The 24,620-nt window shown below is 65.9% G+C and carries 20 protein-coding genes; 13 read left to right on the forward strand and 7 right to left on the reverse strand.

The window, feature by feature from the left end; all coding sequences use genetic code 11:
• Positions 1 to 65: 65 nt before the first annotated feature.
• Positions 66 to 1,046: a helix-turn-helix domain-containing protein gene (locus ACVWZM_RS29880; RefSeq protein WP_456855483.1), complete on the forward strand. Its 981-nt coding sequence runs from the start codon at positions 66 to 68 to the stop codon at positions 1,044 to 1,046.
• Between the two features lie 20 nt (positions 1,047 to 1,066).
• Positions 1,067 to 2,134: a maleylacetate reductase gene (locus ACVWZM_RS29885; protein ID WP_456855484.1), complete on the forward strand. Its 1,068-nt coding sequence runs from the start codon at positions 1,067 to 1,069 to the stop codon at positions 2,132 to 2,134.
• Position 2,135: 1 nt separating this feature from the next.
• Here the strand turns inward: ACVWZM_RS29885 and ACVWZM_RS29890 are convergent, their stop codons facing one another.
• Entirely contained in the window at positions 2,136 to 3,590 is a 1,455-nt protein-coding gene (locus tag ACVWZM_RS29890; RefSeq protein WP_057019250.1) for a GH1 family beta-glucosidase, read from the reverse strand.
• Between the two features lie 248 nt (positions 3,591 to 3,838).
• Between ACVWZM_RS29890 and ACVWZM_RS29895 the strand changes: the two genes are divergently transcribed.
• The 7 genes from ACVWZM_RS29895 (at position 3,839) to ACVWZM_RS29925 (ending at position 15,608) form a co-directional block, all read left to right on the forward strand.
• Positions 3,839 to 6,505 (forward strand): M1 family metallopeptidase, encoded by a 2,667-nt coding sequence (locus ACVWZM_RS29895; protein WP_456855485.1) that lies wholly within the window; start codon positions 3,839 to 3,841, stop codon positions 6,503 to 6,505.
• A 78-nt stretch (positions 6,506 to 6,583) separates the two neighbouring features.
• Entirely contained in the window at positions 6,584 to 8,236 is a 1,653-nt protein-coding gene (locus ACVWZM_RS29900) for an acetolactate synthase large subunit (RefSeq protein WP_456855486.1), read from the forward strand.
• Positions 8,237 to 8,445: 209 nt separating this feature from the next.
• Positions 8,446 to 10,086 (forward strand): phosphoglucomutase (alpha-D-glucose-1,6-bisphosphate-dependent), encoded by a 1,641-nt coding sequence (gene pgm, locus ACVWZM_RS29905; RefSeq protein WP_456855487.1) that lies wholly within the window; start codon positions 8,446 to 8,448, stop codon positions 10,084 to 10,086.
• A gap of 23 nt (positions 10,087 to 10,109) precedes the next feature.
• Positions 10,110 to 11,066: an NAD-dependent epimerase/dehydratase family protein gene (locus ACVWZM_RS29910; protein WP_253625662.1), complete on the forward strand. Its 957-nt coding sequence runs from the start codon at positions 10,110 to 10,112 to the stop codon at positions 11,064 to 11,066.
• On the forward strand, positions 11,059 to 11,934 hold the full coding sequence (locus ACVWZM_RS29915) for a dihydrodipicolinate synthase family protein (RefSeq protein WP_057019254.1): 876 nt from the start codon (positions 11,059 to 11,061) through the stop codon (positions 11,932 to 11,934). The genes ACVWZM_RS29910 and ACVWZM_RS29915 overlap by 8 nt, the downstream gene beginning before the upstream one ends.
• A gap of 97 nt (positions 11,935 to 12,031) precedes the next feature.
• On the forward strand, positions 12,032 to 13,120 hold the full coding sequence (locus ACVWZM_RS29920) for a S1C family serine protease (protein ID WP_057019255.1): 1,089 nt from the start codon (positions 12,032 to 12,034) through the stop codon (positions 13,118 to 13,120).
• A 160-nt stretch (positions 13,121 to 13,280) separates the two neighbouring features.
• A complete protein-coding gene (locus ACVWZM_RS29925) occupies positions 13,281 to 15,608 on the forward strand; it encodes a xanthine dehydrogenase family protein molybdopterin-binding subunit (RefSeq protein ID WP_456855488.1) in 2,328 nt (775 codons plus the stop codon).
• Between the two features lie 140 nt (positions 15,609 to 15,748).
• On the opposite strand, the gene ACVWZM_RS29930 is transcribed toward ACVWZM_RS29925, so the two are convergent.
• Genes ACVWZM_RS29930 through ACVWZM_RS29940 form a run of 3 tightly spaced genes read right to left on the reverse strand, consistent with a single transcriptional unit; the run spans position 15,749 to position 18,967 of the window.
• The gene (locus tag ACVWZM_RS29930; protein WP_141342655.1) at positions 15,749 to 16,945 is read right to left on the reverse strand and encodes an acyl-CoA dehydrogenase family protein; all 1,197 of its coding nucleotides are present in this window, start codon (positions 16,943 to 16,945) and stop codon (positions 15,749 to 15,751) included.
• A 13-nt stretch (positions 16,946 to 16,958) separates the two neighbouring features.
• Positions 16,959 to 18,104: an acyl-CoA dehydrogenase family protein gene (locus ACVWZM_RS29935; protein ID WP_076830709.1), complete on the reverse strand. Its 1,146-nt coding sequence runs from the start codon at positions 18,102 to 18,104 to the stop codon at positions 16,959 to 16,961.
• Between the two features lie 8 nt (positions 18,105 to 18,112).
• The gene (locus tag ACVWZM_RS29940) at positions 18,113 to 18,967 is read right to left on the reverse strand and encodes an enoyl-CoA hydratase (RefSeq protein ID WP_456855489.1); all 855 of its coding nucleotides are present in this window, start codon (positions 18,965 to 18,967) and stop codon (positions 18,113 to 18,115) included.
• 160 nt (positions 18,968 to 19,127) lie between these two features.
• On the opposite strand from ACVWZM_RS29940, the gene ACVWZM_RS29945 reads away from it, so the two are divergent.
• The 3 genes from ACVWZM_RS29945 to ACVWZM_RS29955 are packed head-to-tail and all read left to right on the forward strand — an operon-like array spanning position 19,128 to position 21,146.
• Positions 19,128 to 19,745 (forward strand): LemA family protein, encoded by a 618-nt coding sequence (locus ACVWZM_RS29945; protein WP_028334935.1) that lies wholly within the window; start codon positions 19,128 to 19,130, stop codon positions 19,743 to 19,745.
• 19 nt (positions 19,746 to 19,764) lie between these two features.
• The gene (locus ACVWZM_RS29950; protein ID WP_076830712.1) at positions 19,765 to 20,649 is read left to right on the forward strand and encodes a TPM domain-containing protein; all 885 of its coding nucleotides are present in this window, start codon (positions 19,765 to 19,767) and stop codon (positions 20,647 to 20,649) included.
• Positions 20,650 to 20,651: 2 nt separating this feature from the next.
• Positions 20,652 to 21,146 (forward strand): TPM domain-containing protein, encoded by a 495-nt coding sequence (locus ACVWZM_RS29955; RefSeq protein WP_057019261.1) that lies wholly within the window; start codon positions 20,652 to 20,654, stop codon positions 21,144 to 21,146.
• Positions 21,147 to 21,343: 197 nt separating this feature from the next.
• Here the strand turns inward: ACVWZM_RS29955 and ACVWZM_RS29960 are convergent, their stop codons facing one another.
• The 3 genes from ACVWZM_RS29960 to ACVWZM_RS29970 all read right to left on the reverse strand — a co-directional run bounded on the left by ACVWZM_RS29960 (position 21,344) and on the right by ACVWZM_RS29970 (position 23,278).
• The gene (locus ACVWZM_RS29960; RefSeq protein WP_076830713.1) at positions 21,344 to 21,958 is read right to left on the reverse strand and encodes a glutathione S-transferase family protein; all 615 of its coding nucleotides are present in this window, start codon (positions 21,956 to 21,958) and stop codon (positions 21,344 to 21,346) included.
• Positions 21,959 to 22,097: 139 nt separating this feature from the next.
• Positions 22,098 to 22,907 (reverse strand): MBL fold metallo-hydrolase, encoded by an 810-nt coding sequence (locus ACVWZM_RS29965; protein ID WP_057019263.1) that lies wholly within the window; start codon positions 22,905 to 22,907, stop codon positions 22,098 to 22,100.
• Entirely contained in the window at positions 22,904 to 23,278 is a 375-nt protein-coding gene (locus ACVWZM_RS29970) for a Crp/Fnr family transcriptional regulator (RefSeq protein WP_018273297.1), read from the reverse strand. Before ACVWZM_RS29970 ends, ACVWZM_RS29965 begins: the two co-directional genes overlap by 4 nt.
• Positions 23,279 to 23,482: 204 nt before the next feature.
• Here ACVWZM_RS29970 and ACVWZM_RS29975 point away from each other — a divergent pair, with 204 nt between their 5' ends.
• Positions 23,483 to 24,559 (forward strand): hypothetical protein, encoded by a 1,077-nt coding sequence (locus tag ACVWZM_RS29975; protein WP_076830716.1) that lies wholly within the window; start codon positions 23,483 to 23,485, stop codon positions 24,557 to 24,559.
• Positions 24,560 to 24,620 lie beyond the last annotated feature (61 nt).

The raw sequence follows: 24,620 nt of genomic DNA on the forward strand, positions 1-24,620 counted from the left end.
TATTGACCTGGACCCGCGGAACGCGCTTGGCTGTGAGCGAACCGAACTGGGCTCGGAGTGAACTGATGCAGCAAATCGCCGCCGCGGATCGCTCGCGCAGGCTGAGCTGGAATACCGCGGACACGAGGCCCGGCGAGCAGTTCGCGTATTACCGCGAGGCGATCTGCCAGGCCTTCATGAACCTGACGCCGGAGCCGCCGGCGACGCCGGGCTTCCTCGCCCGCGTCGAGACCGTTGGGCTCGGGGATGGCGCGGTCAACCGGGTCAGCTTCCCGGAGCATGTCGTGCGACGCTCCGCTGCCGACATCGCCGCGTCCAGCCGGCGCTGCTACTACCTCAATCTGAAGCTTGCCGGCCGCTGCCGCATCCAGCAGGCGGGACGCGAGATCAGCCTGTCGCCGGGGCAGGTCGGAATCTTCGACAGCGGCCAGCGCTTCGCGCTGCTGCACGACCGCGGCCCGGCGCTGCAGGTCGCCTCGTTCTGGGTGCCGGCCGAGGCGCTCGATGAACGGCTGCCGTCGGCGCCCGAGGTCGCGCCGGCGCGGGTTTCGGATGATCCCTTCGTCGGCCATCTCATCGCCGAGACGGCGCAGGTTCTGAACACATCCGCCCTCCGTGCTTCGGATGCGGACAACGCGCGGCTGTTTGGCGTGCTGCTCGATCTGGTCGCGCTCAGCCTGTCGCGCAGTGGTCGCGCAGGCGTCGGGGAGAGCGCAAGCCTTGCCGATGCGACCTGGCTTGCGCTGCGCCGTGCCGTGGACCGCAGGCTGCGCGAGCCCGGCCTCGGCGTTGCCGCCATTGCGGCTGCGATCGGCATCAGCGAGCGCTATGTCCACAAACTGTTCGAGCGCGCCGGCACGACATTCGCCAGCCATGTGATGGACCGCCGTCTCGACGGCGCCGCGCGCGATCTGAGGGATCCCGCGGTCGCCGGGCGCGCGATCGGCGACATCGCGTTCGACTGGGGCTTCTCCGACCTGTCGCATTTCACGCGGCGCTTCAGGCACCGCTTCGGCTGCACGCCGCGCGACTGGCGCCGCGGCTGACCAACCCTTCGGAAATCGCCATGGCGCAGCCGTTCACCTACCAGGTCAGCCCGATGCGGGTCGTGTTTGGGGTCGGCACCGTCGCGCAGCTGGCGGACGAGCTCGACCGGCTCGGCATCAATCGCGCGCTGGTGCTGGCGAGCCGGCGGCAGCAGGCCGAGCTCGGCGATCTTGCTGACCTGACCGGCGGCCGTGTGGCCGGATTGTTCGACGGTGCAGTGGTGCACACGCCGGTCGCGGTGACCGAACATGCGATGGAGATCGTCCGCGAGCTCAAGCCGGACGGCGTGGTTGCGATCGGCGCCGGTGCCGCGACCGGCCTCAGCAAGGCGATTGCGCTGCGCACTGACCTGCCGCAACTGATCGTGCCGACCAGCTATGCCGGCTCCGAGATGACGCCGGTGCTCGGCGAGACTGTCGACGGCGTCAAGACCACGCAATCATCGCCCAAGATCCTGCCCGAGACCGTGATCTACGACGTCAACCTGACGATCTCGATGCCGGCAAAATTCTCCGCGATCTCCGGCCTCAACGCGATCGCGCACGCGGCCGAGGCGCTGTACGCGCGGGACGGCAACCCGATCACCTGGCTGATGGCGGAAGAGGCGATTGCGAAGCTTGCCTCGTCGCTGCCCAACGTGATCGCGCGTCCGCGCGATCTCGAGGCACGCGCGGACGCGCTCTATGGTGCCTGGCTGTGCGCCGTCTGTCTCGGCACCGTCGGCATGGCGCTGCATCACAAGCTCTGCCACACCGTCGGCGCGCTGTTCGACCTGCCGCATGCCGAGACCCATGCGGTGCTGCTGCCGCATACCATCGCCTACAACACGCCGGCCGCACGCGAGGCGATCGGCCGTGCCGCGAACGCGCTTGGGGCGGCCAGCGCCGCCGATGGCCTGTTCGATCTGTCGGCAAGGCTCGGCGCGCCGCGCTCGCTCGCCGAGATCGGCATGCCCGAGGACGGCATCGCAAAGGCGGCCGCGCTCGCCACCAAAAATCCTTACTGGAATCCGAGGCCGATCGAGGAGAGCGGCATCCGCGACCTGCTGAAGCGCGCGTGGTCCGGGTCGCGGCCGCAGGCCGAATAGATCACACCCCGATCGCGTTGCGCGCGATCACGTCGCGGTAGAACGCCGCGCTCAATTTCGGCACCCGGGCCTGGGTCTCGAAATCCACCCGGTAGAGGCCGAAGCGCTTCTCATAGCCGAAGATCCATTCGAAATTGTCCATCAGGCTCCACAGGAAATAGCCGTGGACCGGGACCCCGTCGGCGGTCGCGCGCTGCAATTGGGCGAGATAGTTGCGCAGGAACATGATGCGGTCGAGATCGTAGATCTGCCCGTCCGGATGCACCTTGTCCTCACCGGACGTGCCGTTCTCGCTGATATAGATGCTCTTGATGTTCCACAGCTTGGCGGCGATCCGCGGCGCCCAATAGATCGTCTCTGGCGCGATCCGCAGCCATTCCGAGCTCATATGCGGGAAGGAAGCCGGCATCGGCAGCGGCTTCCAGCCGGGGGCATGGTCGGTGGCAAGGATGTAGCATTGCGGCGCGTAGATGTTCAGCCCGACGAAATCATTGGGCTGCGAGATGATCTTCAGCTCGTCCGCGGTGAATTTGGGCGCATCCGCGCCGGCATATTGCAGGAATCCCTCGGTGTACTTGCCTTCGAGGACGACACCGAGAAAACCTGCATTGAGCTCGCGGGTCGCGGTCTCGGTGGCGCGGATGTTCTCCGGCGTGTTGAAGGCGGGCACGCAGGCGGTGATGTTCTCGGCCGGCCCGACCCGCGTGCCGGCACGGCCCTTGGCGCGGATCGCCTGCACCGCAAGGCCGTGCGCCAGCGCCACATGATGGCGCGCCTGGTTCACCTCGCCAGCCGGCAGCTTCAGCCCCGGGGCGTCGACGCCGAGCGCATAGCCGAACGGGAGGAAACGTCCGACCTCGTTGAGGGTGAAGACGTTCTTCACGCGGTCGGTCAGTCGCTGCGCCACGTAGCCGGCATAGTCGCCGAACGCCTTCGAAGTGTCCCGCGAGCGCCAGCCGCCGACGCGGTCCTGCAGCGCCTGGGGCAGGTCCCAGTGATAGAGCGTGGCGTAGGGCTCGATGCCGTTCGCCAGCAGCTCGTCGACCAGACGGTTGTAGAAGTCGAGGCCCTTCGGGTTCGGCGTGCCGGTGCCGTCGGGAAATACCCGAGGCCAGGCGATCGAAAACCGATACGCCTTGGCGCCGAGATCCTTGATGAGGCGAACGTCCTCCTTGTAGCGGTGATAGTGGTCGTTGGCGCGGTCGCCGGTCGAGCCGTCCTCGATCTTGCCCGATGTGTGGGTGAAAGTGTCCCAGATCGATGGGCCGCGGCCGTCCTCATTGACCGCGCCCTCGACCTGGTAGGACGAGGTTGCGGTGCCCCAGACGAAGCCGGTGGGAAAGTTCGTGCCGTCCGGCCGCGACGCGCGGTTTGCAGCCTCGGCAGGGCCGGTCAAACCGAGCGCCGAGAGGCCTGCAAGGCCCGCAAACTGCCGGCGCGAGAACTTTCCGAACATTGTTGTCTCCCGTCGCGGATGTTGCCGCTGGAATGCGGGCCGTAGGTTAACCTTCCATCCCGCCGTTGAGCAAAAGGGCCGGCGGGCCAAAGCGCCGTGGCGAGCGGCGTACCAATCAATGCGAACCATTGTGATGTCAATGTCGCGGAGTTGTCAGTTTTGTGGCGACATTTTCTCTACTAGATTGCCTGCTACGTCATTCCGCAATGACATCCGAATATCCCCGAGATTCCCGTGAGCTGCGCGCGATGAACAAGCCTGCAACCCATGTCCGAACGGCGCTACTGCGTCGTCTTGCCACTGCGATCGGCTTGGCTTGGGCGATGGCCGCAAGCGCGCAGGCCGAGCAGACATTTGCGTTCGACCGCACGCCCGGAAAGTTGCCGAAGACGGTCGTCCCGTTGCATTACGCGATCGAGCTGACGCCTGATATCACGGGCCTCGCTTTGCCAGGCGTCGAGACCGTCGACATCGAGGTGCGCGAGGCGACCGCGCAGCTGACGCTGAACGCCGTCAACACGACATTCGCAGAAGTTACGATCGATGACGGCGCGCAGCGCGCGGAGGTCGCGACCGACGCCACCGCGCAGACCGCAACGCTGACCTTCGCCAGGCCGCTTGCGGCCGGCCGCCACAAGCTACGCATCGCCTTCACAGCGCAGATCAACAAATTCGGCACTGGCCTGTTCTCGGTCGACTACCCGACCAGGACCGGGATCAAGCGGATGATCTCCAGCAAGCTGGAGCCGGCCGATGCCAGGCGGATCTTCCCGTGCTGGGACGAGCCGTCGTTCAAGGCGAGCTTCGCGCTGACCGTCGTCATTCCGCGCAATCTGCTCGCGGTCGGCAACATGCCCGTGACCAGCGAAGAGCCGGTCGCCGGCGATCTCAAGAAGGTTGCGTTCGCGCCGACGCCGAAGATGTCGAGCTATCTGTTCGTGCTCACGGTCGGCGAGCTCGAGCGCGTCACAGCGGATGCCGGCGGCGTCACGGTCGGCGTGGTGACGACGGAGGGCAAGAGCGGGCAGGGCCGGTTCGCGCTCGACAGCGCGGTGAAGCTGCTCGCCTATTACAACGACTACTTCGGCGTCAAATATCCGTTGCCGAAGCTCGACCTGATCGCCGTTCCCGGCGGGTTCGGCGGCGCGATGGAGAATTGGGGCGGCATCACCTTCTTCGAGAGCCGGCTGCTGTTCGATCCCGCGACGTCCGCCGAGACCGCGCGGCGTGGCATCTTCGCCATCATCGCGCACGAGATGGCGCATATGTGGTTCGGCGATCTCGTCACCATGGCGTGGTGGAACAATCTCTGGCTCAACGAGGGCTTTGCCAGCTGGATGGCAACCAAGGCCTCGGAGCAGTTCTATCCGCAATGGCAGGGCTGGCTGAACGGCTACGGCGCGAAGCAGTTCGCCATGGCGCTCGATGCGCGGCGCACCTCGCATCCCGTGCAGCAGCCGATTGCCGATCACAGCGAAGCGGTGACGGCGTTCGACGCCATCACCTACAGCAAGGGGCAGGCGCTGATCCGCATGCTCGAGAACTATCTCGGCGAACCGGCGTTCCGTGACGGCATCCGCAAATACATGGCTGCGCATGCCTACAGCAACGCGACGACAGCTGATCTCTGGCAGGCGCTCGAGAGTCGCGGCGGCAAGACCATCACCGGTATCGCCGCCTCGTTCACCGAGCAGGACGGCGTGCCGCTGGTCGTGGCCGAGGCGGCCTGCGATGGCATGGCGCAACGTCTGACCCTGCGGCAGGATCGCTTCGTGATCGCGGCGGCCAACAATCCGCCGCTGCCGGCCCGCAACTGGCAGATCCCCGTTGCGGTCGGACCGGCGCATGGCAAGCCGTTTGACGAGATATTGTTGAAGGGGAGCACCAATATCCCGGCCGGCGCCTGCGGCGATGCGATCAAGGTCAACCTCGGCGACGTCGGCTACTTCAGAGTCGAGTACGGCCCGAAGAACCGTGCGGCGTTGCTGAACGCATTCCCGCAAATGCAGGTCACGGACCGTCTCAATGTCGTCACCGACAGCTGGGCGCTGGTGCAGGCGGGCCGCGCGGAGGCGCCGTCCTATCTCGCGCTGCTCGATGCGCTCGATGCCGGTGACCAACGCGCGGTGTGGGACCAGGTGATCTCGACATTCGCGGCGCTGAACCGGCTGTCGCGCGGCCGCACCGAGCGGCCGGTGATCCAGGCCTATGCCCGCGCCAAGCTGCGCCCGGTGTTCGATCGGGTCGGATGGGACGGCGCCGGTTCAGGCGACGATGACACTGCGTTGTTGCGTGCAAGCCTGATCTCGACGCTTGGCGATCTCGGGGATGCAGCTATTGTGGCGGAAGCGAGGCGGCGCTTTGCGGGATTCGTCGATGATCCCAATTCGCTTCCGACCGCATTGCGCGATGCCGTCACGCATGTTGTCGGTGTGACCGCCGATCGGGCGACCTACGACCAGCTGCTGGCGCTCGCGCGCAACAGCACGGCGACCAATGAACGGCTGCGCTATTATCTCGCGGCGGCAAGCGCCCGCGATGCCGAACTGGCGCGGGCGACGCTGGCGTTGACGCTGACCAACGAATTGCCCGACACGATCGTGACGGGGATGATCAACGCGGTTGCGTCTTCAGGCGAGCAGCCGCAGCTCGCCTGGGACTTCGTCCGGACTAATTTCGATACGTTGCTGGCAAGGCAGGGGCCGAACTTCCGCGACCAGTTCGTGCCGAACTTCATGACCAATTTTACCGATGAGGACCATGCGGCGGAACTGACCGCGTTTGCTCCGTCGCAATCGACCACCGGCGGACGGGTGATGGTGGCGCGATCCGTGCAGGCGATCGCGATCTCGGCCGATCTCGCCGCGCGCGTGCTGCCCGCCGCCGACGGCTGGATCAGGGCGCGCAAACCGTGAGATCGCGAAGCAGTTTCCGGCGGCGCGCGATGCGGCTATGCTCCGTGCGCGGCATGCAATCAACGATGCGAGGCTGAGATGGTCAAAGGTTCCGATTTGCTGGTCGCGGCCCTCGAGAATGAGGGCGTGGAGCGGGTATTCGGCGTCCCGGGCGAGGAGAATCTCGATGTCGTCGAGAGCCTGCGCAAATCCTCGATCAAACTGATCGTGACCCGCCACGAGCAGGCGGCGGCGTTCATGGCGGCGACCTATGGCCGGCTGACCGGTAAGCCCGGCGTCTGCATGACGACGCTCGGCCCCGGCGCGCTTAACCTCACGACAGGCGCCGCCTATGCGCTGCTCGGCGCGATGCCGATGGTGATGCTGACCGGACAGAAGGGCATCCTGAGCAGCCGGCAGGCCAAGTTCCAGATTGTCGACATCGTCAACACGTTTCGCCCGCTGACCAAATTGTCGCTGCAGATCGTCAGCGGCGCGACCATTCCGACCCTGGTTCGCGACGCCTTCCGAATTGCGACGCAGGAACGGCCGGGGCCGGTGCTGCTCGAACTGCCGGAAGATATCGCAGGCGAGGAGACTGCGCCGGTCGAAATGATACCGCCGCATCCGATCGAGATTCCGATCGCGCACGCGGCTGCGCTCGATCGCGCCGCCGACATGATCCTGAAAGCGCAGCGCCCGCTGATCATGCTTGGTGCTGCGGCATCGCGTCCGCGTTCGACTGCCGGGATCGGTGACTTCGTGCGGCGCACGAAGATCCCGTTCATCACCACGCAGATGGGCAAGGGCACGGTGTCGGGCGGCACCAATCAGTATATGGGAACCGCCGCGCTGAGCGAGCGCGACTACGTGCACGAGGCGATCGACCGCGCCGACCTCATCATCGCGATCGGTCACGACACGGTCGAGAAGCCGCCTTTCATCATGGGCCCGAAGGGGCCGCAGGTGATCCATGTCAGCTACATGCCGGCAACGGTCGAGCAGGTCTATTTCCCGCAATGCGAGGTGATCGGCGACGTCGGTCCGAGCCTTGAATTGCTGGCCGATCGGGTCGAGGGAAAGCTGCCGCATGCCAGCGCGCTGCTCAGCCTGCGCCAAAGCATTCTGGCCAAGATCACCGATCGCGCCACCGAGGGCCGCTGGCCGCCGACGCCGCAGCGCATCGTGCACGATGTGCGGCAGGTCATTCCCGAGGACGGCATCGTCGCGCTCGACAACGGCATGTACAAGATCTGGTTCGCGCGCAATTACCGCACGCTGCTCGCGAACTCGCTGCTGCTCGACAACGCGCTCGCGACCATGGGCGCCGGCCTGCCGTCGGCGATGATGGCGGCGATGCTGTATCCGAATAACCGCGTGCTCGCGGTCTGTGGCGATGGCGGCTTCATGATGAACTCGCAGGAGCTCGAGACCGCGGTCCGCCTCAATCTCAATCTGGTGATCCTGATCCTGGAGGATTCCGCCTACGGCATGATCCGCTGGAAGCAGGCGGTCGACAATTTCCCGGATTTCGGCCTGACCTTCGGCAATCCGGATTTCGTCAAATACGCCGAAAGCTACGGCGCCAAGGGTTCGCGGATCGCGAGCACGGATGCGATCGTTCCGACCCTGGAACGGGCGTTTTCCGGCGGCGGCGTGCATCTTGTCGTGGTGCCGATCGACTATACCGAGAACAAGCGGGTGCTGGTCGACGAATTGCGCGAGAAGGTGCAGCAGATCGATGTGTCGTAGAGCATGATCGGGAAAAGTGCGAAGCGGCTTTCCTCGCGACAAACGCAGAGCGTTTGCGCGGAGATCATGCTCAAACAAGACGCTAAAGCACGGTTGCGGTGGGCAAGGAACGAAAAGCCCTCGGCTTGATTGAACGTAAGCCGCCATGGTAGCACGCCACTGCATCACCATTGCGCAGATGGTCGGCGATACCAGATCTGAGAGGTCACGTGACTGCACCAAATCCTGCCGCCGGCAAACCCATCGATCCCGCCCAGCTCGCCAATGTGCCGCGGCTGGTCACGGCCTATTTTGCCGGCAAGCCCGACGCTGGCGATCCCGCTCAGCGGGTTGCGTTCGGCACCTCGGGCCATCGCGGCTCGTCGCTGAAGAATTCCTTCAACGAGGACCATCTCCTCGCCACCACGCAGGCGATCTGCGATTACCGGCGCGAGAAGGGCCTCACCGGACCGCTGTTCATCGGCATCGACACCCATGCGCTGGCTGAGCCGGCGCTGGCCAGCGCGGTCGAGGTGTTCGCGGCCAACGGCGTCGAGATCATGATCGACGCGCAGGCCGGCTACACCCCGACGCCGGTGATCTCGCATGCGATTCTGAGCTACAACAAGGGCCGTAGCGCGGGCCTCGCCGACGGCGTCGTCATCACGCCGTCACACAACCCGCCGGAGGACGGCGGCTACAAGTACAATCCACCGCATGGTGGTCCGGCCGACACCGACGTCACCGCCGTGGTCGAGAAGAACGCCAACCGCTACATCGAGGCCGGCCTCAAGGGCGTCGCGCGGCTGTCCTATGATCGCGCGCGCAAGGCGGCGACCACGCATCTGCACGATTATATCACGCCCTATGTCGCCGATCTCGGCAACACCGTCGATCTCGCGCTGATCAAGTCTGCCGGCGTCAAGATCGGCATCGACCCGCTCGGCGGCGCGGCGGTGCACTACTGGCAGCCGATCATCGCGCGCTACGGCATCAACGCGTCAGTCGTCAACGAGGCGGTCGATCCGACCTTCCGCTTCATGACCGCGGACTGGGACGGCAAGATCCGGATGGACTGCTCGTCGCCTTATGCGATGGCGAGCCTGATCGGGATGCGCGACCGTTTCGACGTCGCTTTCGCCAACGACACCGACGCCGACCGCCACGGCATCGTGACCCGCTCGAACGGGCTGATGAACCCGAACCACTTCCTTGCCACCGCGATCGCCTATCTGTTCGCGCACCGGCCGCAATGGAGCAAGGACGCCGCGATCGGCAAGACCATCGTGTCGAGCTCGATCATCGATCGCGTGGCGAAGAGGCTGGGCCGCAAGCTGGTCGAGACGCCGGTCGGCTTCAAATGGTTCGTCGACGGGCTCGGCAGCGGCGGCTTCGGCTTTGCCGGCGAGGAGAGCGCGGGCGCTTCGTTCCTGAAGCGCGACGGCTCGGTGTGGACCACCGACAAGGACGGCATCATCCTCGGCCTCTTGGCAGCCGAGATCATCGCCAGGACCGGCCGCGATCCGAGCGAATTGTTCGGCGAGCTGACCGCCGAACTCGGCGTTCCCTATTACGAGCGCATCGATGTGGCGGCGACGCCGAAGCAGAAGAACGCGCTGAAGGCGCTCGGGCCCGAGCAGCTCAACATGACGCAGCTCGCCGGCGATGCCGTGCGCGCGGTCAGGACCAAGGCGCCGGGCAACGACCAGCCGTTCGGCGGCATCAAGGTCGAGAGCGAGGCGGGCTGGTTCGCCGCGCGTCCCTCCGGCACCGAGGATGTCTACAAGATCTACGCCGAGAGCTTCCGCGGGCCGGATCATCTGAAGCAGATCCAGGGCGATGCGCAGGCCGCGATCGCCAAGGTGTTCTGAAAGGCGCGGGCCGGGCAGAATTCATGCGAATATTGTTGACCGGCTCCTCCGGCTGGCTCGGCCGTTTCCTCGCGCCGCGGCTTCGACAGGCCGGCCATGACGTGGTCGGCCTCGACGTCGTCCCGGGTGAGGCGACCGATGTCACAGGCTCGGTAGCCGAACGATCGGTGGTCGAGCGTGTGTTCGCCGATCACGGCATCGAGGCCGTGATCCATGGCGGGGCGCTGCACAAGCCTGATATCGCGCGGTTCGCGCCGCAGGCCTTTGTCGACGTCAACGTCACAGGCACGCTCAATTTGCTGCAGGCGGCAGTGGCTGCCGGCCACGACCGTTTCGTCTTCACCTCGACGACCTCGCTGATGATTTCGCAGGCGATCCGCGACGAGGAAGGCCATGCTGCGGTGTGGCTCGACGAGACGACAGGACCGCTCGAGCCGCGCAACATTTACGGAGTGACAAAACTCGCCGCTGAAGGGCTGTGCCGCCTGTATAGCCGCGAGCACGGGCTGAACTGCGCGGCGCTGCGCACCAGCCGCTTCTTCCCGGAGGATGACGACACCATCCGTGACATCCATGGCGAGAACCTGAAGGCGACAGAGCTGTTGTACCGCCGCCTCACGGTCGAGGACGCCGCCGATGCCCATGTCGTGGCGCTCGACAAGATCCGCGGCTTCGAGGTCTTCGTGATCAGCGCGCCGACGCCGTTCAAGCGTGGCGATGTCGCCGACCTGAAGACGGACGCGGCCGGGGTCATCGCGCGCACATTCCCCGATGCGCCGGCGCTGTTCGCGCGGCGTGGCTGGCGCCTGCCGAAATCGATCGGCCGGATCTACGATGCCGGCAAGGCCGAACGGCTGCTCGGCTTCCGCGCCGGCACGGATTTCGCAGCGGTGCTCGGCGCCTTGCGCAGCGGCGCGCCGCTTCCCTTTGCGCACGATCCCGATTATGTCTCGCCGTCAACGAGGCTCGCAAATGGCTGATTTCCACGGCGTCTTTCCGTACCTGGTGTCCCCGGTCGACCCTGCCGGCCATGTCCGCACCGAGGTGCTGGGCCGGCTCTGCGACGATCTGGTCAAGGCCGGCGTCCACGGCCTGACGCCGCTCGGCTCGACCGGCGAATTCGCCTACCTCAACAATGCGCAGCGCATGCAGGTGGTGGCGACCACGATCGAGGCCGCGCAGGGCCGCGTGCCGGTGGTCGCCGGCGTCGCCTCGACCTCGACGGCGGATGCGGTGGCGCAGGCCAAGGCCTACCAGAAGCGCGGCGCGACCGGCATTCTCGCGATCATGGAGGCGTATTTTCCGGTCGGTGATGCGCAGGTGGAAGCCTATTTCCGCGCCATCGCCGACGCCGTCGACATTCCGGTCGTGATCTATACCAATCCGAATTTCCAGCGCTCCGACCTCACGCTTGACGTCATCGCGCGGCTCGCCGGGCATCCGCGCATCGGTTACATCAAGGACGCCTCGACCAACACCGGGCGGCTGCTGTCGATCATGAACCGTTGCGGCGACAGCCTGAAAGTGTTCTCGGCCTCCGCCCATATTCCGGCCGCGGTGATGCTGATCGGCGGCCATGGCTGGATGGCGGGCCCGGCCTGCATCATCCCGCGGCAGAGTGTCGAGCTCTACAATCTGTGCCGCCGCACCCGCTGGGATGAGGCGATGGCCCTGCAGCGCAAGCTGTGGCGTATCAACGAGGCGTTCGCCCGCTTCAACCTCGCCGCCTGCATCAAGGCCGGGCTCGCGAGCCAGGGCTACGACGTCGGCGATCCCGTGCCGCCGCAGGCGCCGCTCACGGCCGAGCAGCGCAAGGTGGTCGAGGCGGCGTTGCGCGATCTGGCCTGAAGCCGTCGGGGACTGCGCGGCAAAATGCCGGGCAATCCGCCTTGGCTATGCCGGAAACCTCCGCTTGGTCAGCGCGTTTGTTGCGTGGAGCACAGCAATGAATCGGCGTACCGTCCTTGTCCTGGCCGTGATCGCGGCCATTCTGCTGATATTCGCGGCCGGCAGCATCCGTCAGGCGCCGTGGAGCGGCCCGGCTGCCCGCGCGGTCGCCGAGCGCGGCGCGCTGTCGGATGCCGAAAAGGCAAATGTCGAGATCTTCGAGAAGGTCTCGCCGTCGGTCGTGCAGGTGGTGACGCAAACCGCCGCCAATCCGCTGAGCGAGGAGCAGGAGGGCGGCGCGGCGTCGGGCACCGGCATTGTCTGGGACAATGACGGCCACGTCGTTACCAACAACCACGTGGTGCAGAACGCAAGCCAGGTCGCGATCCGCTTTGCCTCCGGCGAAGCGGTACGCGCCGAAATCGTCGGCACGGCGCCGAACTACGATCTGGCCGTGCTGCGCATCCGCAGCGCGCGCAAGCTGCCGCCGTCACTGGCGCTCGGCAGCTCGGCCGATCTCAAGGTCGGCCAGTTCGCCTACGCGATCGGCAACCCGTTCGGGCTCGATCAATCGATGTCCAGCGGCATCATCAGCGCGCTCAAGCGCCGGCTGCCGACCTCGAGCGGGCGCGAGATCTCCAATGTGATCCAGACCGACACCGCGATCAATCCGGGCAATTCGGGCGGCCCGTTGCTCGATTCCGCCGGCCGGCTGATCGGCGTGACCACGGCGATCCTGTCGCCGTCGGGCTCGAATGCCGGCATCGGCTTTGCGATCCCGGTCGACATCGTCAATCGCGTGGTGCCAGACCTGATCCGCAACGGCCGCGTGCCGACGCCGGGGATCGGCATCGTGACCGCGAATGAGGCGGTCGCCACGCGTATCGGTGCCGAAGGATTGATCGTGGTGCGCACGACACCGGGGTCGCCGGCCGAGCGCGCCGGGATACGCGGGGTCGACATGTCGACCGGTGAGCTCGGCGACGTGATCACCGCGGTCGACGGCAAGCCGGTGCACCGGCTCTCCGATCTGGCCGACCAGCTCGAGCAGATCGGGGTCGGCAAGAAAGTGCGGCTCAGCGTGAACCGCGACGGCTCGGCGCGCGATGTCGAGGTCGCCATCGTCGATATCGGCCGGGCGCAATGATGTCGTCACTGGCCTGACGCGTGCCACCGGATTGTGCTTCCGCGCGCCGCGCGACGACACGCCTGTCCTCTGGCCGGCGCTGTGGTTGTCAGGCCGCCAAAATCCGCTAAAACCGCCGCCAAATTCTCTGGAAATTCTTGGAAGCTCGAAGGACCCTCTGATGAACATTCTTCCCGGCAATATGCGTTTTGGTGCGGGCCAGCCAGTCAAGCGTCTGGAGGACCAGCGGCTGGTCACCGGGAAGGGGCATTTCATCGACGACAAGCCGCAGGACGGTGCGCTCTGGCTGCACGTGCTGCGCTCGCCGCACGCCCACGCCAACATCAAGGCGATCGACGCCAGGGCGGCGCTGGAGATGCCGGGCGTCAAGGCCGTCTATACCGGCGCCGACCTCGTCAAGGACGATATCGGCACGCTGCCGACGCTTGCGATCTTCAAGCGGCCCGACGGCTCGCCGATGACCGTGCCGCCACGGCGCCTGCTGGCGCATGATGTGGTGCGTTACGCGGGCGAGGGCGTCGCGGCTGTGGTCGCGACCTCGCGGGTGCTGGCGCAGACCGCGGCCGAGGCGATCGAGATCGATTACGAGGTGCTGCCCTCGGTGGTTGATCCGGTCGAGGCGATCAAGCCCGGTGCGCCGGCGGTCTGGCCGGAGGCGCCCGACAACATCGTGGCCGCGATGAGCTATGGCGATGCCGCCAAGGTCGAGGAAGCCTTCGCCAACGCCGCGCACAAGGTGTCGCTTGACCTGGTCAGCCAGCGCCTGGTGCCGTCGGCGATGGAGCCGCGCTCGACCATTGCCGAGATCGAGAAGAAGACCGGCCGGCTGATCCTGCACGTGCAGTCGCAGACTCCGGGTTCGACCCGCGACCTCTTGGCGGAATCGATCCTGAAGCGGCCGAAGGACAGCGTGCGCGTGCTGGTCGGCGACATCGGCGGCGGCTTCGGCCAGAAGACCAGCCTGTATCCGGAAGACGGCATCGTCGCCTACGCCGCGACCAAGCTGAACGAGAAGATCCGCTGGCGCGGCGACCGCACCGACGAGTTCGTCGGCGGCACCCATGGCCGCGACCTGACCTCGACCGGCGAGTTCGCGCTCGATGCCAAGGGCCGCGTGCTGGCCTACCGGGTGCGCTCGATAGGCGGCACTGGGGCCTATTCGTCGGGCACCGCCAACATTATTCCGCTGGTGCTCGGCCCGTTCGTGCAGACCGGCGTCTACGACCTGCCGCTGGTGCATTTCGAGGTGAAGTCGGTGATGACCCACACCGCGCCGGTCGGCGCCTATCGCGGCGCCGGCAGGCCCGAGGCGGTGTTCATCGTCGAGCGGCTGTTCGACGCCGCCGCGCGCCAGATCGGCATGGACCCGCGCACCATCCGCAAGGTCAACTACATCAAGCCGGCACAGCTGCCCTACACCAACGCGGTCGGGCAGGTGTACGATTCCGGTGCCTTCGCGCACATGCTGGAGCGCGCGTCTGATTTGGCCGACTGGAACGGCTTTGCCGCACGCAAGAAGGCGGCGAAGAAGAAGGGCCTGCTCTACGGCCGCGGTCTCACCAGCTACATCGAATGGACCGGCGGCCGCGCCCACACCGAGAACGTCTCGCTGCACGCGACCGCCGAAGGCCGCGTCATCCTGCACTCCGGCACGATGGCGATGGGGCAGGGCCTCGCCACCACCTACACCCAGATGATCGCTGATACGCTCGGCATCGCCATGGACAAGATCGACGTGATTCAGGGCGACACGGACCTCGCCACGGGCTTCGGCAGCGTCGGCTCGCGTTCGCTGTTCGTCGGCGGCACCGCGGTTGCGGTCTCCACCAGCGACATGATCAACAAGGCGCGCGACAAGGCCTCCAATTTGCTGGAAGCCTCCGTCGAGGACATCGAGTATCGCGACGGCTTCCTCACCGTGGTCGGCACCGACAGGCGCATCAGCCTGTTCGAGATCGCGGCGAAGGAAAACGGCGCAAAGCTCTCGGTCGAGAGCGAGGGCAATGTCGACGGGCCGAGCTGGCCGAACGGCACGCATATCTGCGAGGTCGAGATCGATCCGGAGACCGGCGTCACGCGGGTGGTGCGCTACACCACGGTCGACGACGTCGGCGTCGCCGTCAATCCGATGCTGGTGACGGGGCAGGTGCATGGCGGCGTTGTCCAGGGCATTGGCCAGGCACTCTACGAGGGCGTGGCCTATAGCGAGGAAGGCCAGCTGCTGACCGCGAGCTATCAGGACTATTGCATCCCGCGCGCGGACGACATTCCGCCGATCACGGTGACGCTCGATGGCTCCGCGCCGTGCAAGACCAACCCGCTAGGCGCCAAGGGCTGCGGCGAGTCCGGCGCGATCGGCGGGCCGCCCTGCATCACCAACGGCGTGATGGATGCGCTGAGTGAGGTCGGGATCACCCAGCTCAACACGCCGCTGACGCCGTCGAAGATCTGGCAGGCGATCCGCGACGCGAAGGTGGGGGCGGCATAGGCCGCGCTTTCTCCTCCACCGTCATTCCGGGGCGCGCGTTGGCGCGAACCCGGAATCTCGCGCTACAACATCGAGGTTCCCCGGTGCGCAATTGCGCACCTGAGGTTCATCGCTCTGCGATGCCCCGGAACGACGGTGCCCTATAACCCCAACACCATCTTCGCGATGATGTCGCGCTGGATCTCGGATGATCCGCCGAAGATCGTATAGGCGCGGCCGTTGAGATATTCCGGCACCACCGGCAGCAGTTCTTCGGGGATCGCCGGCTCGTGGTTGAGCCGGTAGAACGGACGCGCCGGCTCGACGGCAAGCCCGTCCTGGCCGATCACGTCGACGCCGAGCCGCGTCACCGCTTGGCGGATCTCGCTGACCCTGAGCTTGATCAGCGACGACACCGCGCCCGGATTCTGCCCGGTCTGCAGCGCCGACAGCACCCTGAGCTCGGTCATCTCGAGCGCGTCGATATCGACCTCGACCTCCGACATCCGGATCGCAATATCGGGATCCTCGATGGCGCGGCCGGTGACCTCGGAGTCAGCGAGATCGGTGATCGTCTTCAGCGCCTCGCGCAGCTTGGCCGACGCGATGCCGGAGCCGCGCTCGAATTCGAGCAGATACTTGCCGTAGGTCCAGCCCTTGCCTTCCTCGCCGACGCGGTTGGCGACGGGCACGCGGACGTCGTCGAAGAACACCTGGTTGACCTCGTGGTCGCCGCCGATGGTCAGGATCGGGCGCGTGGTGATGCCCGGCGTCTTCATGTCGATCAGGATGAAGCTGATGCCGTCCTGCTGCCGCTCGCCGTCATTGGTGCGCACCAGCGCGAACATGCGGTTGGCGTGATGCGCATGCGTGGTCCAGATCTTGGTGCCGTTGATGATGTAGTCGTCGCCGTCGCGCACCGCGCGGGTCTTCAGCGAGGCGAGGTCGGAGCCCGAGCCCGGCTCGGAATAGCCCTGGCACCAGTAATCCTCGCCGGAGAGAATTCGCGGGAGGTAAAAGTTCTGCTGCTCGGGCGAGCCGAACCCGATGATGACGGGGCCGACCATCTTCACGCCCATCACGTTGACATTGGGCACGCCGGCGCGCGCGCATTCGGCCTCGAAGATCCAGCGCTGTGCCGGTGTCCAGTCCGGTCCGCCATGCTCCACCGGCCAGCCCGGCGCACCCCAGCCCTTCTTGTGAAGCGCGCGCTGCCAGGCCATGCCGATGTCGGGATCGGAGAACACCGACGGCGTCAGCGCGGTGGCGCGCTTCATCTCCGGCGTCAGGCTGCCGGCAATGAAATCGCGGACTTCCTGCTCGAAAGCGCGTTCCTCGGCACTGAAGGTGAGATCCATGGTGCGCTCTCCGTTAGGCGTGGGCGCGGCCGCTGAGCGCGGCGTGGCGGCGATAATGATGGGCGCTGTTGCCGAACAGCGTATCGAAGGCGAGCAGCCGCTTGAAATAGGCGCCGATGTCGAGCTCCTCGGTGACGCCCATCGCGCCGTGCAGCTGCACCGCCTGTTCGGCGACGAAGCGCGCGCATTTGCCGATCTTCGCTTTGGCGCCGGACGCCGCACGGCTGCGGGCCACGGGCTCGGCATTGGCCATCAGCGCGGCGCGCAACGCCATCGAGCGCGCCTCGTCGACCTGCATCGCCACGTCGGCGAGGCGATGGCGGATCACCTGGTTGGCCGATAGCGGCCGGCCGAACTGCTTGCGGATCTTGGTATATTCGAGCGTGGTGTCGAGCAGCGTCTGCATGATGCCGACCGCCTCGGCGCCGAGCGCGGCCATCGCGCGGTCGACCACGGTTTCGATCGCGGGTAGCGCATCGCTGCCGTCGCCGAGCAGCGCATCGGCGGGCAATTGCACATCCCTGAGATCGAGATTGCAGCCGCGCCCGCCGCCGAGCCGCGCGTAGTCGCGCAGCGTGAGCCCGGGCGTTTTCGCCGGCACCAGGAACAGGCCAAGCTTGCCGGATGCACCATTGGCGTTGGCGATACGGGCCGAGACGATGATCTGGTCGGCTGAAGCGCCGTCGAGTACGGCGATCTTGCTGCCGTTCAGGCGCCACCCGTCGGCGGTCTTGCTGGCCGTGGTGTCGACATGAGCGAGATCGAAGCGCGCGGCGCGCTCGGAATGCGCGAAGGTGAGCGTAAGCTTGCCCTCGGCAACATCAGGCAGGATCGCCTGCTTCTGCGTCTCGGTGCCGCATTCGGCAACCAGCGCGGCGCCGATCACGACCGTGGAGAGGAAGGGCTCGGACACCAGCCCGCGGCCGAACGCTTCCATCAACAGTCCGACCTCGATCGCGCCGCCGCCGAGCCCGCCATGGGCTTCGCTGATCGGCAGCGCCAGCCAGCCGAGCTCGGCGAACTGTTTCCAGATCGCGGGCGAATAGCCCAGCGGATCGTTCGCCGCTTTCTTGCGATGATCCGGGGTAAAAGTTTCCGCCACGAAGCGGTCGGCACTTTCGCGCAGCAGGCGCTGCTCGTCGCTGAGGGTGAGGTCCATCTGGCTTGCTACACGTTGGCGGTTTTCTTGACGGAGGGATGCAGACCCGCGGGGTCCACCACCATGCCGAATTCCTGAAGGTTGTGGGCGTGGCAGAGCTGATGCAGCGCGAAGGCCTGATCGATCGCGGCAGGCTGCCCCATGATGTCGATCGAGCGGTTCACCGCCTCCTTGGAAAGCTTCAGCGCAAAGGCGGGCTTGGCGGCGATCCGCCGTGCCAGCGCCAGCGTGAACGACGAGAGATCGCCGCGCGGCACCACGTGATTGACCATGCCGAGGCGATGCGCCTCGTCGGCACTCCAGACATCGGCGGTGAACAGCATCTCCTTGGCCTTGCGCGCGCCGAGCTCCCAGGGATGCACGAACCACTCGACGCCGCAGATGCCCATCGTCACGACGGGGTCGCAGAACTCGGCATCGTTGCTGGCAACGATCAGGTCGCAGGCCCAGGCCAGCATCAGTCCGCCGGCGATGCACTTGCCGTGCACCTCGGCGATCGTCGGCTTTGCCAGATTGCGCCAGCGCCTTGTGATCTGCAGGTAGATCTCCTGCTCGCGCGCGAAGCGGCCATGGGCGTTCGGCTCGGCGAAGCCGCCCCAATTTCCGACTGGCGGGAAATCGACCCCGGCCTGGTTCTTGGCCCCTGGCCTGAGATCGTGACCGGCCGAGAAATGCGGGCCGTTGCCGGCGAGGATGATGACCTTGACCGCGTCGTCCTGCACCGCTCGGTCGAAGGCGGCGTTGAGGTCGTAGGTCATTTGCAGGTTCTGGGCGTTGCGGGCCTCGGGGCGGTTCATCACGATCCGCGCAATCGCGGGCTCGGGCCGTTCGACAACAATCGTCTCGAATTGTTCAGACGCCAATGGATCCTCCCGCGATCGATTTTTTCGCCATGATGAACGGCGCGGGCAAGGATAGGCAAGCGTCATCATCCGCAAAAGAAGCCGCGAAATCCGCCGCACGGGATTATCCGGCGAAAATCTGTTACGCTGACGCAGAATCCACCCGGGGAGGACCATCTTCATGCGCAAGCTTTGGACCGTGCTCGCAGCGCTGGCGACATTGAGCCTGACCAACTGCGGCTACAACGCGATCCAGACCAGTGACGAGCAGGTCAAGTCGAGCTGGTCGGAGGTGGTGAACCAGTACCAGCGGCGCGCCGATCTCGTGCCCAACCTGGTCAACTCCGTGAAGGGCTTTGCGCAGCAGGAGAAGGACGTGCTGCTCGGCGTCACCAACGCGCGCGCCAAGGTCGGCAGCATCCAGGCAACGCCGGAGGTGCTCAACGACCCGGCCGCGTTCCAGAAGTTCACGCAGGCGCAGGGCGAACTGACCAGCGCGCTGTCGCGGCTGCTGGTCGTCACCGAAAACTATCCGCAGCTGAAATCGGACGCGCTGTTCCGCGACCTGATGGCGCAGCTCGAGGGCACCGAGAACCGCATCACGGTGGCGCGCAATCGCTACATCAAGGCAGTGCAGGACTACAACGTCGGCATCCGCACCTTCCCGAACAATCTGACAGCGATGGCGTTCGGCTACAAGGAGAAGCCCAACTTCACGGTCGACAATGAAAAGGAAATATCGACCGCGCCGAAGGTCGATTTCAATAATCCGTCACCGGCTCCCGCGCCGTCGAAATAGCGCCGGCGCGCGCATCGCGATGACCGCCGCACGCGTCATCCTGCTCGCCTTCCTGCTGGGCTTCGTGTGCCCGGCATGGGCCGAGGTCGCAGTGCCTCCGCTCACCGGCCGCGTCGTCGACCAGACCGGGACGCTGTCGGCGAGCGATGTCGCCTCGCTCACCGACCGGCTGAAGGATCTGGAAGCCCGCAAGGGCAGCCAGATCGCGGTCTTGATCGTGCCGAGCACGGGCGAGGAAACCATCGAGCAGTTCTCGATCCGCGTGGCCGAGGCCTGGAAGATCGGGCGCAAGAAGGTCGACGACGGTGCGCTCCTAGTCGTCGCCAAGAACGACCGGCACTTGCGCATCGAGGTCGGCTATGGCCTCGAAGGCGTGCTGAGCGATGCCGTCACCCATCGCATCATCGACGAAGACATCACGCCGAAATTCAAGGCCGGCGATTTCGCTGGCGGCATCTCGGCCGGCGTCGACCGGATGATCCGCCTGATCAATGGCGAGCAATTGCCGGCGCCGGAGCCCGAGCATTGGCAAGGGCCGAACCTGGTCGACTTCGCCAATCCGGTGACGATCTTTATCGTCATCATCGTGGCCGGCGTGTTGCGCGGGATACTGGGGCGGTTGTTGGGCTCGGTCGCGACCGGCGGTGTCGTCGGCGTCTTCACCTGGATGGTAGCCGGCTCGCTCGCCACGGCGCTGGTGGTCGGCCTGTTCGCCGCCGTCGCGGCGCTGATCTTCGGCGGATTGAACTTCGGCGGTCCGACGGCAGGCTCGGGACCGTACCGGCGCGGCGGCGGTTATTCCGGCGGCGGGGGCTGGAGCAGCGGCTCGAGCTCGAGCGATAGCGGCGGCTTCAGCGGCGGAGGCGGCAGCTTCGGCGGCGGCGGCGCCTCGGGGAGCTGGTAGGCATGGGCATCAAGCGCATCGGCAAGCATCTGCTCGAGCACCGCTGGCGGGTGCGGCGTGATTTTCCGCCGCGCGTGCTCGACGCCATCGAGCGGGCGATCAAGGCCGGTGAGGCCACTCATTCCGGCCAGATCCGTTTCGTCGTCGAGGGCGCGCTCGACGGCGTGCCGCTGTTCCGCAATCAGCCTGCGCGGGAGCGCGCGCTCGACGTGTTCTCGCATTTGCGGATCTGGGACACCGATCACAACAATGGCGTCCTGATCTATCTGTTGCTCGCCGACCGCGACGTCGAGATCGTCGCCGACCGCGGCATCGACGCGAAGGTCGGCCATGCCGGCTGGGAGGCGATCTGCCGCACGATGGAAACGGATTTCCGGGCCGGCCGGTTCGAGCAGGGCGTGATCAAGGGGATCGAGGCGGTGTCGCGCGAGCTGGCAAAGCATTTCCCGCCACCGGCCGGCCCGAACGAGCTGCCGGACAAGCCGGTGGTGATTTAGGGACTGAGTGGTCGGGTGCTCTTCATCCTCCCCTGGAGGGGGAGGATCGACGCGAATGCAATGAGCGGCGAGGTGGGGTGAAGGTCTCTCCGCGTGAACGCTACCCGAGGGGAGAGATCACCCACCTCGGTTCGCATTGCGCTACGCTTCATGCGAACCAATCCTCCCCCTCGAGGGGAGGATAAGACGACCGCCTTTTACGCCTTCACCGATGCCCGCGCGCCGACGCGGTTGAACCAGGCGACGATGTTGGCGTTCGACTGGTCCAGCGGCTGGCCGACCTGGTTGCCGAAATCGAGCCAGCAATAGAGCAGCATGTCGGCGAGCGTGAAGCGCTTGCCGCAGATGTAGTCGCGGCCGTCGGCCATCTGGTCGTCAAGCCATTTGATGCGGTTGGCGGCGATCATCTTCAGGCCGGGCGAGGCTTCGGGCGCAACGGGAATGCGCTTCTCGAAGAATTTCAGCGCTTCGCCGAAGCGGTAGCCGTTGGCGAGCGGCTCGGCGATGTTGAGATCGACGCGGCGCGTCCACATCCGGCATTCCGCGCGCTCTTCCGGCGTGGTGCCGATCATCGCGGGCGAGGGGTGCTTCTCCTCGAGATATTCGCAGATCGCCGTGATCTCGGAGAGGTAGTTGCCGCAGTCGAGCTCGAGCGCCGGCATCTGGCCGTGCGGATTGCGTTTCAGGTGTTCCGTCTCGCGGTTCTCGCCCTTGCGCAGGTCGACGGCCTGTTTGGGTATCTCGATGCCCTTCTCCGCCATGAACATGCGCACGATGCGCGGATTGGGTCCGATCGAGTCGTAAAGCTTCATGATCCTCGCTCCCTGTTTCTTCAACGTTGTTGTTGCCGCTGTTGAACAGGCCGGGCGCGGATTTGTCAAATGTGAAGGCGCTCGGTCGCCCGAACGTCATTGCGACCCGTTGGCTCGCAACGACGGGGAGGAACTGAGCTCAATCGTCGAGCTTGTTGAGGTCGCGCACCGACTGCATGATCGGCTCGAAATTCGAGCGCGCATCGAGTGCATCGAACAGTTGCGCGGTGTCCTCGAGCAGGCCGTGCGAGCGCTGCAGCGCGATCCGCACATCGTCCTGTGGCGTGTCGGACAGCCGGCCATGTCCCGACAGCAGGATCTTCGAGTTGAGGCCCTTCAGCCGCTCCAGCGACTGGATATAGTCGGCGATCGAGCCGGAGCCGAACACGCCGCCCATCACGCCGCCGGGCATCAGCGTGTCGGCGGCGAACAGCAGGCCCTTGTCCTGGTCGAACAGCGTGATGCAGGCCGAGGTGTGGCCGGGCGTGTACATCACGTTGAGGCGGAAATTGCCGAGGTCGATCAGGTTGCCTTCCTCGAGCCAGATGTCGATATCGATCGGCACGTTCGGCTCGTTGAACATCTTGCGCAGCATCGAGAAATCGTCGCGCAGCATGATCTTGTTGGCGGCGAGCCGGTGCGCGGCGACGTAGGCGCTGCCGTGGAAATGGTACGCCGCGCCGATGTGGTCGAGATGCTCATGGCTCAGCACCACCATGTCGACCATCTCGGGCGTCACCCCGAGATGGTTGAGACAGGCGACGAGCGACGGATAATTGCTCGACAGTCCGACGTCGATCATGATGGTCCGTTTGCTGCCGCGCACCAGATAGGCGTTCGCCGCACGGTTCTTGAAGCGGATCTGATAGACGTCGTCGGCGGCCTGGATCAGCGTTGCGACCTCGGCGTCGAACAGCGTCTTGAACGGGCTTGGCTTGCGGTCGCTCATGGGGTTGCCGCCGTCCGGTAAGTGACCGCGTTGGATGCGCGCAGGCGCTTCGAGAGCGCATCCATCACCATCAGCGCGAACGCCGGCTGCTGGCTGACCAGATAGACGAAGCGGGCGTGGTTGATCCGCATCACCCGCGTTGCGGGCGCGGAGGCGATGGCGGTCGCCGAGCGCGCCGAGCCGTCGATCACGGCCATCTCGCCGAAGAACTCGCCCTTGCCGAGGCTGACGATAACAGTCTTGTTTCCGCGATCGATCTTGGCGATGTCGACCTTGCCGTCGAGCACGACAAACAGCTCGCGGCCGGTCGAGCCTTCCTCAAAGATGACGTCATCGACACCAAATTCCTTGATGCATTTCTCGATCGTCATGGCGCTCTCCTGCCTTCTGGCTGGAAGATGACGGTATGTTAATCGGGAAAGCGCCGCGCGCAAACGGAAGCGGCGCAGATTGCCGCAGGGCAGCATCGCCTAAATCCGGTCCGGAAAACTCCCTAAAATTTAGGTAATGGCGGAGCGGGGTAACCATTTCGCAAGCAATAAAAGTTACCGAATTGTCAACCTAGTCTGGAGACTTTGAACGTGAGTGAGCAGCAGAGCGAGCCGGTCAGCGGTCAAACCGGCGCCGAAATGGCGGCGAAAAGCGAGCCCGTGATGGCCGCGACCGGTGTCGAAGCTCCCCGGCTTGCGCCCGAGCAGGAAGAGACGTCGCCAAAGGCGGACGCGCCCCGGATGGACGCGCCCAAGGTTGAACCCTCGAAGGTTGAACCCTCAAAGGTTGAACCGCCCAAGATCGAGTCCATGATCGAGCCGAAGGTCGAGGCCAAGGTCGAGCCGACCAATATGGACGTGCCCAGGGTCGCGACCGGCAAGCGGGAAGAGCCGCATTTTCCGGGCAAGCTGATGATCATGGCGCCGGGTGACCGCACCTGGGACCATGAGGCGACCGCATCCAGGCCAGGCGCCGAACAGGCGGCCAAGGCGGCAGGCAAGCCGGCCGGCACGCGCCGGATCGGCGCGATGGCCGCGGTGATCGCGCTGGCGACCGTGGCCGGCGCCATCGGCGGTGCGCTCGCGACCGCGGGGCTCGGCCATCTCGCCGCCCCCGCTGCTGCCTCCGTCAGGGATGTGGCTGCCAAGGACGCCGCCGCCAACAAGGAGGCGGCCGATGCCGCGCTCGCCCGGATCGAATCCGAGGTCGCCGCGCTGAAGGCCAGCGTCGAGCAGACCGCCAAGGCCGGCCAGGCCCAGTTCAGCAAGACCAATGACCGGATCGAGAAGGTCGAGAAGGCCCAGGCCGACCCGATGGCCAAGCTCAACAAGCTCAGCGAGGCGGTCGACAAGCTCCGCGCCGCGCCGCAGACCACCGTCGCCGCGGCGACGCCCGCCCGCGAGGTCACGGGCTCGATCACCCCGGCGACTGCCGCGGCGGCGCCGGCCGCCCCCAGGCCAGAGGTCGGCCGCCTGCCGGTGGTCGACGGCTGGTCGCTGCGCGACGTCGGCAATGGCGGCGCGCTGATCGAAGGCCGCGGCGGCATCTACGAGGTTTACGCGGGCGACCCCGTCCCCGGTCTCGGCCGCGTCGATGCCATCCGCAAGCAGGACGGCCGTTGGGTGGTCGTCACCAGCAAGGGCCTGATCGTTTCGCGCTGATCTCCGCAACCCGACAACACCAAGGCGCTTCACCACGATGTGAAGCGCCTTTTTTTCTTGA

This window comes from Bradyrhizobium sp. USDA 4501 (assembly GCF_054062115.1).